The following is a 16,491-nucleotide window of genomic DNA, read 5'->3' as shown; positions in this document are numbered from 1 at the left end:
TCATTTGCTTATGCTGTCTCGCTTACTCATCCTACAATGCCTGTTTTGGCTAAGCAGTGTTCAGGCTATCGAACACCTGGCTCCATATGCCACGCGCTGGGATACCACCAAGGGGCTGACGCATAACAGTGTTTACGACATCGAAAGAGATGCATTTGGCCGACTTTGGCTGGCCACCCCCGGCGGGGTGAGCATAGTCGACGGGCTCGGTGTAATCCAACTCAAAAAAAGCGCCCAAAAAGACAAGGGCATTCGCTTTAATCCCATTACCCAAATTCATGCCCGCGATGACTTCATCTGGGTGCTGGGCCTGGGGGGGATCGAGTTAATTGAACCCAAAAGCCTCCGGGCACACCCCTTTCCGGATCCCAACAAACTACTGCAGCGTGTCACTAACATGATTTTTGTTAGCGAGACCAAGGCCTATGCCGTGGCCAATCGGCAACTGCTCGAAATAAACCTACGCACTTATGAACTGACGATTATTTCCAGCGCGCTTTACCAAGGCGCGCAGGTAAACTCATTTGCGCACTATGACCAAGCCCATATTTTGCTTATGACATCGAGCGGTCTGGTGCTTTATAACTGGCAAACGGACAAACACCGGCTGTTCAATTTAGAGAACCTGGCCCGTGGCAAAGAAGATATTCGCGCCATTTGGGTCGACTTCAGCAATCAACATGTGTGGCTCAGTATTTTCAACAAGGGCCTGTTTGTCTACGACCAGCAAAACCGCCTTAAAAAGCATCTGCGCGTACAAAATAATACCCTGCCCTCGAATATGATTTCGAATCTGCAGGTTAGGGAGGAACAAGTGTATGCGGTCACTAAACGTGGCGTGGTCATTATCGACCGATACCGGGCCATACCCAATCAGGTGGTCTTACCCACCAGCCTTAATAACAGCTACCGCAACTCGGAAATGGCACTGGCTGCCGACATCGGCGACAACAACGAGCTGTTTATCGGCACCAACAGCGGCTTTTATCATGTCTCTCCTACGGCCTATGAATTTCATGCACTGAGCGAGCAAGCACCTGATTTTAAAGGGCCCATCCTCACGCAATTTATCGATAAGGATGAATTAGTCATCCTAACCCAAAGCCAACAACACAGATTTTCTCCAGCGCAGGGCTGGCAGACCTTGCCCCATAGACTCGACACCGCAAACCTGCGTTTTATCAGTGATCACACCACCGCGGTGAAAAACTTCCATGATCTTGCCCTGTTTAATGGCTTAGACTATACCTCGCACCCCATTCATGGGCGCCCGGATCCACAAGCGCCCATCACCTATCTAGCCTATCTTAAAGACGCCGATATCTATGTGGTGGTCGATGATAAATACCTGCATCTGGCTCAATTTGATAATGCGGCGCTGCAAATAATGCGCAGCTTCCCCCTGGAGCTCGCCTCGGTAATCGATACGGCCTATGCCCATGGCAAGCTCTATATCTCCAGTCAGCGTCATGGTGTTATGGAACTGGCGCTTGAGCAACTGACCCAAAACCAGCCAGTCCGGTTGCACACCATCGACGGTGCTCAGGCCGTGACCAGTCTGTTTTTAGACTCCTCAGCTCGGCTGTGGATCACCACCTTAGACGAAGGAGTCTTTACCCTGGATACAAGGGCAGGGACAAGCAGTCTGACGCGCTTGCCACTTCCCAGTGATGGGTTCATTCCCTCTGCCAGTTGCGTGGTTGAGGACAGCCAGCAGCGGATATGGATAAGCTCTCGCCATGGTGTGAGCGTCTATCACAGTCAAGATAAAACGCTGCGCAGCTATACTGGCGCGCAAGGATTAGGGGCTATTCCCATCACCGACTTTTGTGGCCGCCTGGATCGGTTTATCTATTTCGCCAATAACTCAGAGTTGCTGCTGGTCGACCCAGAGCGCTTAGGTAACCACAGCAAGCCAACCTCAATCACCTTTACCGATTTGTCCATTGACGGCCAATCGACACCGCTTAGCGAGGGGATCCGCATTACCGACCCGAGTGTAATCGAGTTTTCCATGAGTGCCAGCTTGCCCCATGATGAGAGCGGCCAATTACTTTATCGATTAATTGGCCAAAACTCGCAGGCATCGCAATGGCTGCCCAGTCGCTCTCGCTATATCACCTTGATCAAACCCAAGCCCGGCAAGTATCGCATCCAGGCCAAGGTGCTCGGCTATGACTCGGTAGAAAAAGCCTTTATCCAATCAAGCTTTGAGGTTAAACCGCCGTTTTACCTGCTGCCCTCCATGATTGCCCTGTATATCGGCCTCGCCTTCGCCCTGGTTGCGCTGGGCTTTGTGGTTAAATTGCGTTTAAAAAATGCCGAGCTGGCGCTTTCTCGCCATAAGCATCAGGAGCAAGAGTCGTATGCCAAGCGGCTGGCGCAAGAAGTAGCAGCGAAAACAGAGCTTTATAAAGAACAACAACAACTTGCGGTGAAGGCCAACCTGGATAAGACCCGTTTTATTGCCTCCGCCAGCCATGATTTGCGTGCCCCCTTGAACGCCATTCGCTTAAAACTGCTCAATACCTTGCCTGCGGACAGCTCCAATAGCGATGCGATAATCAATGAGATTACACTATTAGATCAATTGGTTGATTCTATCGTCAGCATCTCTAAATTTGACGCTAAGATGGTCAAGCCAACAATAAGCGAAGTAAACCTATGCGCCCTGGTTGCAGAGAGTGTGAGTCGCTTTTCCCATCTTGCCCAAAAAAAGTCACAACAACTGACCTTCACCACGGCGCATTCCGAGGCCTGGGTGCAAACCGATCCCTTTTTATTGGCACGGGTGATAAATAATCTCGTGGATAACGCCATCAAAAACACCCCGGAAAAAGGCAACATAGAGCTGCGACTAGCGGCGCAGGAGCAGACCTATACCTTGGCTATCATAGACTCGGGCAAAGGCATCAACGAGGCGATTAAGGACAAGGTGTTCAACAGTTTTTTCCGAGGCACCGAAAGCTATGCGGGCAGCGGCCTGGGGCTGACCATAGTGCAGCAAATCTGTCAGATACTCGCGCTTGATATAGAGCTGGACTCCAGCGCACAGGGGTGTACCTTCACTCTCACTCTGCCTAAAAGCACTAAGCGAGTAACGACACAACAAGCCCCCTCGGTCACCAGAAACGTTTTGATAATTGATGATGAGCCAACCTACGCCAATGAGGTGGCCGCAATGGTCACAAAACGTGGCTTTGCACCGAGTGTGTTTTTAAGCGCTGGACAAGCGCTGTGTTACCCTGGGCCCAAGCCGGAAATGATTATTTGCGATTATCATCTTGATAACGGGGCCTTGGGGACAGAGGTCGCAAGCCAGATAGCGGCGCGCTTTGCGCTGCATAAAAGCCGCATCATTATCATGTCGGAAGACATCCGCATAAGAGAGCAAATAAGACTTAACTTTGGTTATCGCTTTTTAAACAAACCAATTAAATACAGCCGCCTGTCATGGCTTATCCAACAGCTGGGAGATGCACAGAACAATGAATAAGATCCTCATCGCCGATGATCATCCGCTTTTTTTAGCCGGCCTAAAAGGTGCGCTCTTAAACCGATTGGAAAATACCTATATCGAGCACGCCGATAGCTACCTGGCTCTGTTTTCAAAGCTACAAGAAGATGATGGCGAACTGGACTTGCTGATCATGGACTTAAACATGCCAGGAGCGACCGGTGCCAGTGGCATCTATTCCCTGCGGCAAACCTATCCAGAGCTGCCCATTGTCGTTCTCAGTGCCCATGATAGTCAGGATACTCGCCAGGAATGCTTGCAAGCCGGCGCGTCAGAGTTTTTATCGAAATCGGTGGATATTAACGAGCTAGTTAGCAGCCTTACGCGCATCTTTGCCGGTGAATATCAATTCCCGACAGCTGTCGGCGTCACTCCCTTACCCAGCGCACAGCAACGGCATTATGAGTTACTGGCAAGCCTGACCCCTTCGCAATTCAAGGTCCTGCACCTCATGGCCAATGGCGATGCCAATAAGCAAATTGCATCCACACTCAACATCTCTGAGAAAACGGTCAAGAATCATATTTCTGCCATTTTCGCTAAACTTGGGGTCAGTAATCGCACGCAAGCCAGTAAGATATTTATCGAGCAGGAAGGACGCTAACATTAGGACATCTGCATTTAAGATCGCAACCGTCCTACTTAACGGTTATTAACGGCGCGTCCACACCAGCAGTTTAACCTAGCCCTTAGCGCATCGCGACTTGGCCTGCGCTATGGCCTGAGCACACTCGGATGAAAGTGGCATGGGCTTAAATGGGCTTACATTAGCGCCCCCTGTGTTGCCCGTTGGCAATAAACCGATGGCGGTTTTGCTCAGGGCGCCAACAATACGTAAAACCTGCCCCGCCACCTCGGGATACACTTTGTGTTGCCAACCCCACACCAGCATCCGCCAATGGGTGTAGGTATGCCAATAGGTGGACTCCTGCCCTAGCACATGGGCATTCTCCAAATGCGTAAACTCTTGCGCACTGAAGGCTAGCCGACGGGCTCTGCGCGCCTGTGCCAACTCACGCAGGACGGAAAAACGAATTGCTTGGGTAAAGTTCATGCTGTGCTCCTGTGGTAAGAATTTCACCAGCATAAACCTTAGTGTTAACTCCAAGGCAAGGGTTTTGTGGACTCAATGTGCAGCAGCCTGAAGACACGAAGCCTGAGCAAGGGAAGCAGGCAGCAAGGGCTTGCTGCCTCGGTCATTCAGAGATTAGGGCATTAACAATTTAATGCACTGTGTAAGGTGTCGAGGTGGTTAACCAAATCCAGTCCCAGATCGGTTAGGTAGCCGCCATCCGGGCTATCGGTAATCCCCTTTTCATACAGGCGTCGTGCCGCTTCGCGCATAGCCTCATCGGCATCACTATGCACCTTAATGCCCTGCATATGGCTGGCGCGAGGAAACTTAGCCAGCAACTCCATCTCGTCTACCATGGCTTGATTTATACGCATATTATTTTCCTTTGTTGCTTTTATTATCACGCTTGTATTAATGCTAGACGATGCAACAAATTTTGCCCTGCGGCAAATCATATTTTCGTATTTCAATATAAGCCATGGGCTTGATTGCCCGCATCCTGCTTGCTGATTCATCGGCACCCAGCCCCGCTTTATCGCATCCGACTGTTGGCAACTGGGCACCGCTGTTAGTCTCAGTAAAAATGAGGAGATAACGATGAAAAAACTTTTCCCGGCGCTGTGCGCCACCTTGCTAGTGAGTGCCTGCAACAGCACTCCCGAGCCCTTGCAGGCCGATGTGCTTATTTCCCAAGTGGATATTATCGATGTGCGAACCGGCAACATTGATGCCGATCGGCAGGTAGCAATCCGCGGCGATAAAATTATCTGGGTAGGCAAAGATGCCGAGCATATTAATGCCACCACCCAGCTCGATGGCACAGACCAGTATATTATGCCGGGCCTGTGGGATATGCATGTGCACTTTGGTGGCGGCGAAAAGCTGATTGCTGAGAACCAAGATTTATTACCTCTGTACCTGGCTTATGGCGTGACCGCGGTGCGTGATGCCGCCGCCGATATCAGCGATTCAGTGCTCACCTGGCGGGCGGCGATAAATAACAATGAACTACTCGGGCCAACCCTGTTTACCTCGGGCCCCAAGCTAGAAGGGAAGAACTCAATCTGGGCCGGCGACCTGGAGGTAGAAACCGAGGCAGAAATGAATGCAGCCCTGGATCAACTTGAGGCCATGGACGTCGACTTTATTAAGATCACCGACAGTGCCCTGACCCCCGAGCTCTACCTGAAGGCCGTGCAGGAAGTAAAAAAACGCGGCCTGCCGATCAGCGGCCATATCCCCTTTGCGCTCTCGGTCACCCATGTGTCTAACGCCGGCCTTGATGGCATTGAACACATGCCTTACCTGCTAAAAGCCGGTGCCCGCAATGAAGCAGAAATTTCCGCCGAGGTGCGTAGCGGCGAACTGAGTTATTGGAGTGCCCTGCCCATTATTCGCGCCAATTTTGATGAGCAAACTGCGCTAAGCAAATACCGTGTCCTGGCCGAAAACGACACCGCGGTCGTGCCTACCCTGATAGGCAGCCAGATTATCGCCTTTATCGACGAAGACGATCACCTGAATGACCCGGAGCTCGATTTACTCGGCCCAGGCCTTAAGGCCACTTACAGTTGGCGGGTTAAGCGTGCGGCACAAAAGGCCGCCGCCGATGCCAATGAGATCACCGAACGCAAAGCCCGCTTTCGCGCCACTCGGGACCTTCTTCCCCTGCTCGACCAAGCCGGAGTGACCATTATGGCCGGTACGGACACGGGTTATCTCAATTCTTATATTTATCCGGGTAAGGCATTGCATGACGAGCTCGCCATTTATGTCGACGGCGGTCTCAGCCCACTGCGCGCCTTGCAAAGCGCGATACTTACGGGACCAAAATGGCTGGGTAAAGAAGCTGAATATGGTGCCGTGGAAGCGGGCAAAAAAGCCGATCTACTGCTGCTTGGCAGCAACCCGCTTGAAGATATCAGTCACACCCGTGATATCCGCACCCTGATCAGCCGTGGCCAGGTCTATAACAGCGCCGCACTGCAAGCCATGCTCGATGCGGCGAAGGCCAAGGTTGCTACAGCACAAGCTCAATAAGGGCTGCGGCGTTTAAACAACAAGCAATAAAAAAAGCCATCAGCTCGAACAGCTGATGGCTTTAACCAATGCCCAAAACATTGTTTGAGCCCAATGACCGCCTGCTAGGCAGGCAGTCATTATCCTTGGCATCTGTTTGCCTTAGTTGTTTTCCACTATGTCCACATCAGCCAGGCTACCTTTAACCGCACGTACTTGCTGTACGGTCACCATGGTCTTACCTACAAGAGCTTTTGCCGCAGAATCAGCGGAGGCTGTATCACCGTCAACTTCCACTGCCGCCGAGGCGCTAGTTGAAAACTTCGCTCTGATTTCATAGATGCCTGCATCCATATTAGGCAAAATGAAGTTAAAGTGGTGAGAAGCTAGGGTGTCTTGCATTAAACCAATTTGTTCGTCAGTTGTTGTACACTCAGTAGCCACATCGATTGTGCCATCAGGTAAACCGTCATCACCAGGAAGGTCGGTGCAGGTCTCAAGCACGCCACCCAAGGTGGCACTCAGCTCCTGCACACGCTTAGACAGCATCACAGGACCAGGGGCTGCAGTGATCTCAGTGCCTGCTTTAACTGCAACAAGTTCCACCTCAACGCTGGCACCCGCTACGGCTTTTGCCGCTGCGCCATCTTTACCTTTTACAGTGGTATCCGTGACTAGGCCGATTTCCGCAGACACACCGACCAATAACTCTTTGTCTTGAGGCACCTTGATGGTGGTCAGCAGATACCCATGTCTTTCGTGAGGAGGCAGCTCCTCACCATCCGCTGGCGGAGTGGTACTGGCAATAGACTCTAATTTTATAGGTTCATCATTCCAAGCAGCCGCAAACTTGGCCGATGCATTACCGGCGGCATGAGCGGAAAAAGCAGAACTTGCGATGGATACGGCGAGTAGTAGAGTGTTTAATTTCATGTGAACTCCCTGGTTTGTAAACCATAGTTTTTGATTAATAACTGTGAGCCATAAAACTACTATGGGATCTTCAATACCTTGCTACTGCGGTACTCCACATAACCGTTCTGGTTAAAAATGTGGTCTAAACATTTTAGTCAATTTAAAGGGATTGCAAGTAAAAATTCATTCTTAAGGGTGAGAAAAACAAGGAATATAAAAAATTTTTTTGATTTATCGGAAGTTACTTACTATCTTTTCAGATCTTTTTGAATTTCGAAGCGCCAAATGAGCTTTCAAGCGCCCTCCACCTAAAAAATTAACGCATTGTTATTTATCTGTTTTATTTTATCCCCTTCAAGGTCACTGATTCAGTTTGTTCAGGCAACAGAAAAGGAAAAATAAATTTATCGCTCTGCGTAATTTAATTTTTTAAACACCACCTATTTTATTAGCTTGCCTTATAAATTTACTGCTATTTCATTATATAGCGAAACCTCTGCCCACACTTGCCCTTGACACCAGACAACCGTGACCGGTTTTCTTCTCAAAAGCTGCAAGCGTTTTTTTAACGCCTTCGACTCATTCCCATTAGCAAAGCCGCATTAAGCACCGCTTTGCGACACTTTTGTACAATTTTGGGTCTTGAGTTAACCACCAACTCTCCCTATGTTTGAGTGACTAGCAACCCAAAGTAATCGCTTTTTTCTCGGCCAATCACTGCCAGTTATAACGCCTTAAAAACAACGATTTCTAATAAAAATAAATAGGTTTTATAAACTATGCTCCGACTTATCGCTTGCTTCGCTGCCACCGCCTTGCTTATTTCCTGTAAATCCATCCCTGAAGACGCTTACTATGCACAGGAGCCAATCGATGTGGGCTATTTTGGAAAGTTTGACTATTGGCAGCCCGCAGACAACACATTTAGACTCACCAACACAGCAAAAAAGGCCAGAAATAAGTTAGTAACCGATGGCCTCAGCGTGCTGATATTCGATTATGAGATAGATTCCAATGGTTACGCCCGCAACCTGCGCTTAGTCGAAACCCTTCCCGCGAACTTAATCACCCAGCAAGACTTACTGGATATGGACTATGCGTATCAATCATGGCAACCGACCAAAGCCAATAGCACACTTACGCCCTTGACGGTCCGGGAACGCATCATTACTCTGCCCAATGGCGATATCACCATGCCGGAAGATGAACAGAGCATTGAAGCGCGCGTCAAAGCGGTGATCGAGCACTTTAAACAGCGCCAGGATAAGGATAACGCTTAACTGTGCGTATGCGCACTTTCTGTTGCCTCTTGCCGCAGGTCAGGCCGATAGCCAGCGCCGCAGTCATTACTAGGCCTCCGGGCCAAGGGAAGCTGCCTAATTATTCTTGTTTACTTATCAGGCTCCTGTTCTCGACCGACTTGTCAGCATAAAAGGGATCGCTGCGGCGATAAATCCGCTGCCCATGGCTAGCAGCCAGTCGTCCAGGTGCAGGGGCGACAGGTGTAGCAAGTCGGCCAATGCCGGGACTTGAATCAGCAAAACACTGACCAGCATGGTGAAGACCACCAAAACCCGGGACGCCAGGGTACGCAGCCTGCTCAGGGCAATGGTAATACCGGCACTGACGCTGGTCAGCGCAACCAGGGCCATGGCTCTGGCATGCTCCACATCTTGTATCGTCCCAAGGCTGCGGATATAGGCAAAGGTGATCAGCAAGGTAAAAACAACCCCGCTGAACACAATGACGCCCCAGTGTCGCCGTGAGAAAAACCGGGCCGGCCCATGGGCTTGAGCGGGGGCTAGGTGCGAGGTATCGGCACTGTTTTGAAACACCAGCAAGGCCGTGGGATGAATGATCATCTCCAGCCAAACGATATGTATCGGCAGATAAAGAACGGGATATCCGAGAAAAGGGATGACCGCGGCGGTTAAAACCAAGGGAATGTGGACCAGCAGCAGGTATTCAAAACTCAGGCGTAGATTGTTAAAGAGCTGGCGCCCCTCGGCGATCGCCTGCACTATGCTGCGAAAGTTATCGTCGAGTAAAATAATCGCCGCGGCCTCATGGGCACTGCGGGTACCGCGCTCGCCCATGGCAATGCCGATATCCGCCGACTGAATGGCCGGCACGTCGTTTACCCCGTCTCCCGTAACCGCCACTATATCGCCACCTTGCTTAAGGGCGCGCACCAACGCCAGTTTTTGCGCGGGCACGGCGCGTGCGATCACATCAACCCCATCCAACACTCGGCTATCCTGGTTAGTTAGACTGCTTGCCAATGCTTCCCCTTCTATCACCCTGGGCTTCCCCTGATGCAGGCCTATTTCGCTGGCAATGGCGGTCGCCGTAGCAGGATGATCCCCTGTCACCATAATGACCCGAATTCCCGCTTGCTGACAGATCTCCACGGCTTCTTTTACACCGTCGCGAAGTGGGTCTTCAAACGCCAGCAGCCCGGCCAACGTAAAACCCTGCTCGGGCTCTTGATCGCACTGGGCCTGGTCATCCAACTCTTGCCAGGCGCAGGCGATCACCTTGTGCCCGGTTCCCGCCAGCTTTTCGACCTGCTGTTGCCACAGCTCTAAATCAGTCCCACCAAGATCGCACAGGGCCAATATGGTTTCCGGCGCACCTTTGACCGCTATGAGCTTCGTTGTTTCTTCCCTAATCACCGCCGTCTCGCGCTTGCGAGCTTCGGTAAAGGGAAAGGTATGTAATACAGCATGATCCAGTGGAGCACCTGATACGAGGATAGCCTGATCCATAGGGTCGCCGCTGTCTGCTCGGGATGCATAGGCAGCAATCTGCAGCAGCCGTGTTTCGTCGATGTCGCCGACCGCGTAGTGATGCGCGAGTTGCAGGCGCCCCTCGGTTAAGGTGCCCGTTTTATCCGTACAGATACAAGAAACCCGGCCTATGTTCTCTACCACAACGGCACGCCTCACCAAGGCCTGACGACGCGCCAGACGATACACTCCCACCCCGAGAAAGAAGGTGAGCACCACGGGAAACTCTTCCGGCAGCGCCGCTACGGCCAGGGTCAGCCCGCTCAGCAGCGCATCGATGAGGCCATGCCCCTGGTAAAGGCGGGTTCCGGCCAAGAGTACACAAATAACACTGGCGATAATAAGCAGCACCTTAACCAGCTCGGCCACGGCCAGTTGCAAGGGTGTGCGCTGATGACCGCCGTGGAGCACCGACTGAATGATTTCACCGTACAAGGTACCTTTCCCGGTATGGGTTACCAGCATGCGGCCCGAGCCGGTCAGTACACGGGTGCCGGCATATCCCCAGTGCGTCGCCGCAACCCGCTCGGTCGCCTTTAGCTTGTCCGGCTCTTGCAGTGCCAGCTTGTGTACAGGGAAGGCTTCCCCGGTCAAGGTTGACTCATCGACCTGAAGCTGCTGCACGCCAACGAATACTCCGTCCGCCGGCAGCGAGTCGCCGGGGTCTAAAAGCACCAGGTCACCGGGTACCAGCTCCACGGAGGGAATAATTTGCTCTCCTCCTAAGCGCACAACCCGCGCCAGGGAAGCCAGACGACGCCCCAGGCTTTGGGTAGAAGCTTGAGTGCGCCGATGAAGGTAAGCATCCATGCCAAGAAAGGGTATCAGGGCCAGCAACAAAATGCCGGCTTCGGTCAATTCGCCAGTGACAGCAAACAGGCCACTGGTGATCAGTAAAAACCACAGCATAGGATCTTTAATGGTGTCGATAATCAAAGCCCTGAGGCCGCCGCTGACCTGCTCGGCAATGCGGTTATCGCCATAGCGCATGCGCCGTTGCGTTACTTCCTCACCATCGAGCCCAGAGCCGACTTTTTTCAAGTCATCCAGTCTCTCGGGAGGAATTGTGCGTTGCATAGCGGCGCTCTTGGCTCAGGTTCATAACCCACTAAATATAGGCCGCTTTATAAAGGGGCGATAGGGAAACATCAGCCCGGTTGGATGCTGCGCTATCGCAAAGGGATTGGGTAGAAGCATGATTTGAACAACTCGATGAAAATCAAACGGTACCGAATATAAAGTGGCTGGCTTGGTTATTCCTACTTTAGGGGAAGTGTCTTAGTGAAACATTCACTCGTCCTCATCAAGAACAAGTGCCGTAACGCCTGCTTCTTTCAAAAAAGCCAAAAGTTAACAAAAATGACCGAATATTATACTTTTCTGCACTCGGTCATTTTTTACATTAATTTTATCCATACAAATCAAAGCATTAACATTGGAACAAGGTTTGCTTAGTTAAGCCTCTAAAAACTTATAAAAAGGAACGCTTTTATGAAGGGCAACGTCATTATCGGGGCACTTTTACTGTCGATAACAAGCTTCTCCAGCATAGGAATGAGCGAAGAGGATAAAACAACAATCAGTAATACGATTAAGCAACTTGCGACCGAAAACAAATTAGTAGGGACCCATATGCTGGCTGTCGTAGATCAGAATGGACTTGTACTGTTCACCGGTTATACGAAAGAAAATAAAGCCTTCACTGCGGATACCCCCTTTCTGCTTGCCTCACATACAAAGGCAATGACCAGTACGCTATTTGCGATTTTAGCAGACCAAGGCCAGCTAGATCTAAACGCTCCTCTCGGCACTTATGATGCAAACCCGATAGCCACACCGAAAGTCGACACCTCAGCAATAACAATTAAGCAGCTGCTGACCCACACCGCCGGTTTTACCAGTGTTCAACATTCGTTTAAAACCGCATTTTTAGGATTCGAAGACCAGGTAGACCTTGTTGCTTCTCTCAATAACAAGGTTCTGGTTGCCCCTGACTACTCCTTCAGGTATTCCAATACAGGACCTATCGTTGCCAGCATGATAGCCGAAGAAAAACTCGAAAAAAGCTGGAGTGAACTGATGGATGAGCACCTTTTCTCTGCACTTGGCATGCACAACACCACAACTCGCATCAGTGAGGTGAAGACTATCCTGCCGGGAATTACCAGCGCTCGCAATGGGAACGTTTTTGCATATGGGCACCACAAGGTTGATAAAACCATGCACCCTGCCGGCGGCGTCGTTTCCACCATGGGAGATATGGCAATCTGGCTAAAAGCAAATATTAACCGGGATTACTCGCCCCTGGCCGACCACGATATTTTTACAGCGTTACACAATACGCAGGTTAAACAGAGTAAAGAGTATTTCACTTATAGCCGCGACGGCTATACCTTGGGCTGGGATAGTGCCAGCTACAATGGAGAGCGACTATTAACCCGGTTTGGCAATTATGGCGGATATAGCGTCCACGTGTCGTTTATGCCCGAGCAGAAGCTGGGGATCATTGCCATGACCAATCTGGACACCGCATATGTCTTACCTCACGTAATGGCTAACTTTGCGTATAACACCCTGCTAAAAAAAGACAACGCCCAACAAAACCTTACTGCAGAAAAGGAGCGTTTAACCAAGTCTATAGAAAAAGAACGCGCAAGCGCCCCCGATCTTTCACACATAGTACGGGGAGAAGCCTTAAACCCAGATTTATTGGGCACTTATAACAACAATGAGGCCTGGCCAAATATGCACTTCTATGTAGATAAAGGGCAGGTAAAAGTGAAATGGGGCGAATTGACGGGCACCTTGCTGAAAAATGAGGAGCAATACTACGCCAACTTCGGCGCATTAGAGCGCCCGATATCCTTTTCACCAACTGGAGATCAGGCGTATTCACTGACTAACGGCTCGTTGAAATACAGCCATATAAAATAGCAATTATGTGGCGCAACAGGTGAATGCGGGAGCCCATTCACACCAAATGACAAAGCCGACGTAAAGTCGGCTTTTTGCTCAAAATCGGTATGAAACTCTATTACCCAGTGTGATACTTTAATACTTAGTATGAAACTTTATTCCTTTCCGACAATACCATGAAAAAATATGGAGTTGGTGGGCCGCTACTGAGACAGTTTCAGATGTAATAAGTACAACAGTCACTAATGTATATAACGATAGTTGTACTACAACAGAAAATAGATGTTAGAGGATGAGTATGAGCAACTTCTGGTCTAAGGTATGTAAAGTTACGTTATTTTTTATCGTCGCAATACTTTTAATATCATTATTGAAAGTATTTTTGGGTGGAGATGTGACACTGATAAGTGTTAAGAATTTAGGTGTCGCTTTACTTATTATCGTGCCAAGTTCATTCTTACTTTCGATTGGTGTTGTGATGTATGATGAATCCACGACGAAAAAAGACTAACGCACTAGTTAGATAGACTAAGGCCTCGTAAAATATGAGGATTTTTTATGTAAGTAGCCTTCAAAGTAGACTTAGATGAATTTGTAAACCTCCCCCTAATTAGTTGCATCCGTAATTAGAGTTTACAACCAGTTCATTCTCGATGCGTCGCATATTCCCTAGATTGTCCTAAGCACTAAAAAGCCGACGTAAAGTCGGCTTTTTGCTCAATATCGGTATGAAACTTTATTCCTCTCCGACAAAAATGTGGGAGAGTAATAAAGTTTCATACTTAAAATCCATGTACAGCGGACTCTGTGGCTTGGGATTCAAGTCATTTTTGAAAAAAGTATCATACTCATCAGACAAATTTAGTTGTTAAAGCCTTAATTATAAGTAATAAAGTCTCATACTAAATCTATGGGGATCGGCCGTGTTATCGAGGTGTAGTGGTCTAATGCTCCCGGACACCATTTAAGGTGGTACAGTCACCACCGTAACAAGAGGTGTTCCATGACCAGAAAACGACGTTCTTTCTCATCCGAATTCAAACTTGAAGCTGCCAGTCTGGTGCTTGACCAAGGTTACTCCATCGCCGAGGCCGGCCGCTCGCTGGATGTCGGTGAGACCATCCTCAGACGCTGGGTCCAGCAGCTTAAGCAAGAGCGCAAAGGCACCACACCAGCCAGCAAGGCCCTGACACCGGAGCAACAGCGGATACAGGAGCTGGAAGCACGTATCAACCGGCTGGAGCGAGAGAAAGCCATATTAAAAAAGGCCACCGCTCTCTTGATGCAGGACGAACTCGAACGTACGCGCTGATAGACCAGTTGAGAGGGCAGGAATCGGTTGAACTGGTCTGCTGCGTGTTTGGTGTCGCTCCATCCAGCTTTTATGACTACCTGAAACGCAAACGTATCGTGAATGTGCAACACCTCAGGGAGCGGTGTGAAGTGAACCGTTTGTTTACGGCCAGCCGGTCGTCTGCGGGCAGTCGCACCTTGATGTTGATGATGCGAGAGCAAGGCCATCAGGTGGGCCGTTACCGGGTGAGAAGTCTGATGAAGGAGCTGGGGCTGATATGCAAGCAACCCGGCTCTCACGCCTATAAAACGTCCACGGTTGAACGGCCAGATATCCCAAACAGGCTGAATCGCGAGTTTACGCCCGCCGCATCGAATCAATCCTGGTGCGGGGATATCACCTATATCTGGGCCGGCAGCCGCTGGTGTTATCTGGCTACCGTTATGGACCTGTACCGTCGTCGAGTGGTCGGCTGGGCACTCTCTCATCGCCCGGATGCCGAGCTGGCAGCCAGGGCGCTGGACATGGCTTACGAGCTGCGGGGACAACCATCAGGACTGCTGTTCCACTCAGACCAGGGCAGCCAATATACCAGCCGCTTGTTCAGGCAACGGATGTGGCGTTACCGCATAACACAGAGCATGAGCCGTCGGGGTAACTGCTGGGACAATGCCCCGATGGAAAGACTGTTCCGCAGCCTGAAAACGGAATGGGTGCCAGCGACCGGTTATCCGTCCATGACGGAAGCCAAAAGAGACATCGGTGATTACCTGATGAACTACGACAACCGGCAGCGCCCTCATCAACACAATGACGGCTTGCCACCGGTTCAGGCCGAGAATCGGTCTAATTTACTGTCCGGGATTAGTTGACCACTACAAATCGCCACTGAGCAGCAGCAAGTTCAAACTCAACTCTTACGTCTCATTAGTTCCGGGTTTGGATGGTTGGCACCACAGACATACCCACGCGTAGTTTATTCGCCTCAGGCTGACCAGAATCCACGCGAATGCGTAAGGGAAGGCGTTGCACAATTTTAGTAAAATTACCGGTTGCATTGTGTGGCGCAATGGCGGAGTAGCTGACCCCACTAGCAGGGCCTAAACTTTCTACTGTCCCTTTCAGGGTGGCGCCGGGCAAGGCATCTACTTTGATGTCCACCGTTTGTCCTATTTGGATATGAGCCAATTGCGTTTCGCGATAGTTCGCCTGGATATAGACGGCATCAAGTGGAACGATTGCTAGCAGTGGAGTACCGGTATTGACGAAGGCTCCGACACGAACCGATTTCTGTCCCACGGTACCGTCAACTGGGGCCGTGATACGCGTATAGGACAATTTTAATTCCGCTGCGGCTTGAGCGGCCTGGGCTTGGGCTAGCGCTGCTTTGGCCTTTTCCAGTTCAGCTTGCAGAATGGCCACCTGCTGCTGGGCCGCTTTTAGTCCCGCCTGGTTCTTCTCTTGGCTCGCCAGACGGATATTCAACTGTGATTGGGCCTGTTGCATGGCTTGGACAGTACCTGAACCATCGGCGGCCAGGTTGCGATAGCGTTCGTGGTTAGCTCTCGCCAATACTAGCTCGGCCTTATCCATGGCAACGGCTGCCTGCGCTTGGTGTATCACGTTTTGCTGCTGTGCCAGACGAGCTTCCAGACTGGCGACACTGGCGTTAGCACCGGAAACTTGTGCTTTAGCGGCATCCACGGCGACGACGAAATCCCGATCGTCAATGGTCGCGAGCAAGTCCCCTGCCTTCACCTGCTGGTTCTCCTCCACGAATATCTGATCGACCTTCCCAGCAATCTGTGGGGCAACAAAAGTGAAGTCTGCCTGTACATAAGCATCTTTTGTGGACTGACTTGATGCGCTTGATTCTGGCCGATTGAGATAAAGCACACAGCCTATCGCGACTGCCAATAGCAGTACTGCACTGGTGATTTTGGCTTTCTTTGGCAATGCCATGATG

At 50.5% G+C, this 16,491-nt stretch carries 11 protein-coding genes; 6 read left to right on the top strand and 5 right to left on the bottom strand.

Translation table 11 applies throughout. The features are described from left to right. Positions 1-10: 10 nt before the first annotated feature. Complete coding sequence (locus C2M36_RS01535) at positions 11-3,496, top strand: hybrid sensor histidine kinase/response regulator (RefSeq protein WP_105253411.1); 3,486 nt, start codon at positions 11-13, stop codon at positions 3,494-3,496. Further along, positions 3,489-4,121: a response regulator transcription factor gene (locus tag C2M36_RS01530; RefSeq protein ID WP_158678834.1), complete on the top strand. Its 633-nt coding sequence runs from the start codon at positions 3,489-3,491 to the stop codon at positions 4,119-4,121. The genes C2M36_RS01535 and C2M36_RS01530 overlap by 8 nt, the downstream gene beginning before the upstream one ends. 78 nt (positions 4,122-4,199) lie before the next feature. Here the strand turns inward: C2M36_RS01530 and C2M36_RS01525 are convergent, their stop codons facing one another. Continuing rightward, positions 4,200-4,571, bottom strand: a complete 372-nt coding sequence (locus C2M36_RS01525) for a DUF3703 domain-containing protein (RefSeq protein ID WP_105188785.1) — start codon at positions 4,569-4,571, stop codon at positions 4,200-4,202. Positions 4,572-4,732: 161 nt separating this feature from the next. Further along, positions 4,733-4,966 (bottom strand): TIGR02647 family protein, encoded by a 234-nt coding sequence (locus C2M36_RS01520; RefSeq protein ID WP_105188704.1) that lies wholly within the window; start codon positions 4,964-4,966, stop codon positions 4,733-4,735. A gap of 223 nt (positions 4,967-5,189) precedes the next feature. Between C2M36_RS01520 and C2M36_RS01515 the strand changes: the two genes are divergently transcribed. Next, entirely contained in the window at positions 5,190-6,632 is a 1,443-nt protein-coding gene (locus C2M36_RS01515) for an amidohydrolase family protein (protein WP_105253409.1), read from the top strand. 141 nt (positions 6,633-6,773) lie between these two features. Here C2M36_RS01515 and C2M36_RS01510 read toward each other — a convergent pair whose 3' ends face one another. Beyond that, entirely contained in the window at positions 6,774-7,544 is a 771-nt protein-coding gene (locus C2M36_RS01510) for a hypothetical protein (RefSeq protein ID WP_105253408.1), read from the bottom strand. A gap of 761 nt (positions 7,545-8,305) precedes the next feature. On the opposite strand from C2M36_RS01510, the gene C2M36_RS01505 reads away from it, so the two are divergent. Beyond that, complete coding sequence (locus tag C2M36_RS01505) at positions 8,306-8,806, top strand: hypothetical protein (protein WP_105253407.1); 501 nt, start codon at positions 8,306-8,308, stop codon at positions 8,804-8,806. A gap of 117 nt (positions 8,807-8,923) precedes the next feature. On the opposite strand, the gene C2M36_RS01500 is transcribed toward C2M36_RS01505, so the two are convergent. After that, the gene (locus tag C2M36_RS01500) at positions 8,924-11,392 is read right to left on the bottom strand and encodes a cation-translocating P-type ATPase (RefSeq protein ID WP_105253406.1); all 2,469 of its coding nucleotides are present in this window, start codon (positions 11,390-11,392) and stop codon (positions 8,924-8,926) included. Positions 11,393-11,806: 414 nt separating this feature from the next. Here C2M36_RS01500 and C2M36_RS01495 point away from each other — a divergent pair, with 414 nt between their 5' ends. Next, entirely contained in the window at positions 11,807-13,249 is a 1,443-nt protein-coding gene (locus C2M36_RS01495; protein WP_105253405.1) for a serine hydrolase domain-containing protein, read from the top strand. A gap of 985 nt (positions 13,250-14,234) precedes the next feature. After that, positions 14,235-15,397 (top strand): IS3 family transposase gene (locus tag C2M36_RS01485; protein WP_105188710.1). Its coding sequence is split into 2 segments (ribosomal slippage): positions 14,235-14,490 and positions 14,490-15,397, totalling 1,164 coding nucleotides; the frame shifts between segments, so codons are not numbered across the junction. A 55-nt stretch (positions 15,398-15,452) separates the two neighbouring features. Here C2M36_RS01485 and C2M36_RS01480 read toward each other — a convergent pair. Next, on the bottom strand, positions 15,453-16,487 hold the full coding sequence (locus tag C2M36_RS01480; protein WP_105253403.1) for an HlyD family secretion protein: 1,035 nt from the start codon (positions 16,485-16,487) through the stop codon (positions 15,453-15,455). Positions 16,488-16,491: the final 4 nt, after the last annotated feature.

Source organism: Pseudoalteromonas sp. T1lg75 (assembly GCF_002964705.1).
Lineage (GTDB): Bacteria > Pseudomonadota > Gammaproteobacteria > Enterobacterales > Alteromonadaceae > Pseudoalteromonas.
This window is presented reverse-complemented; position numbering and strand designations above follow the sequence as displayed.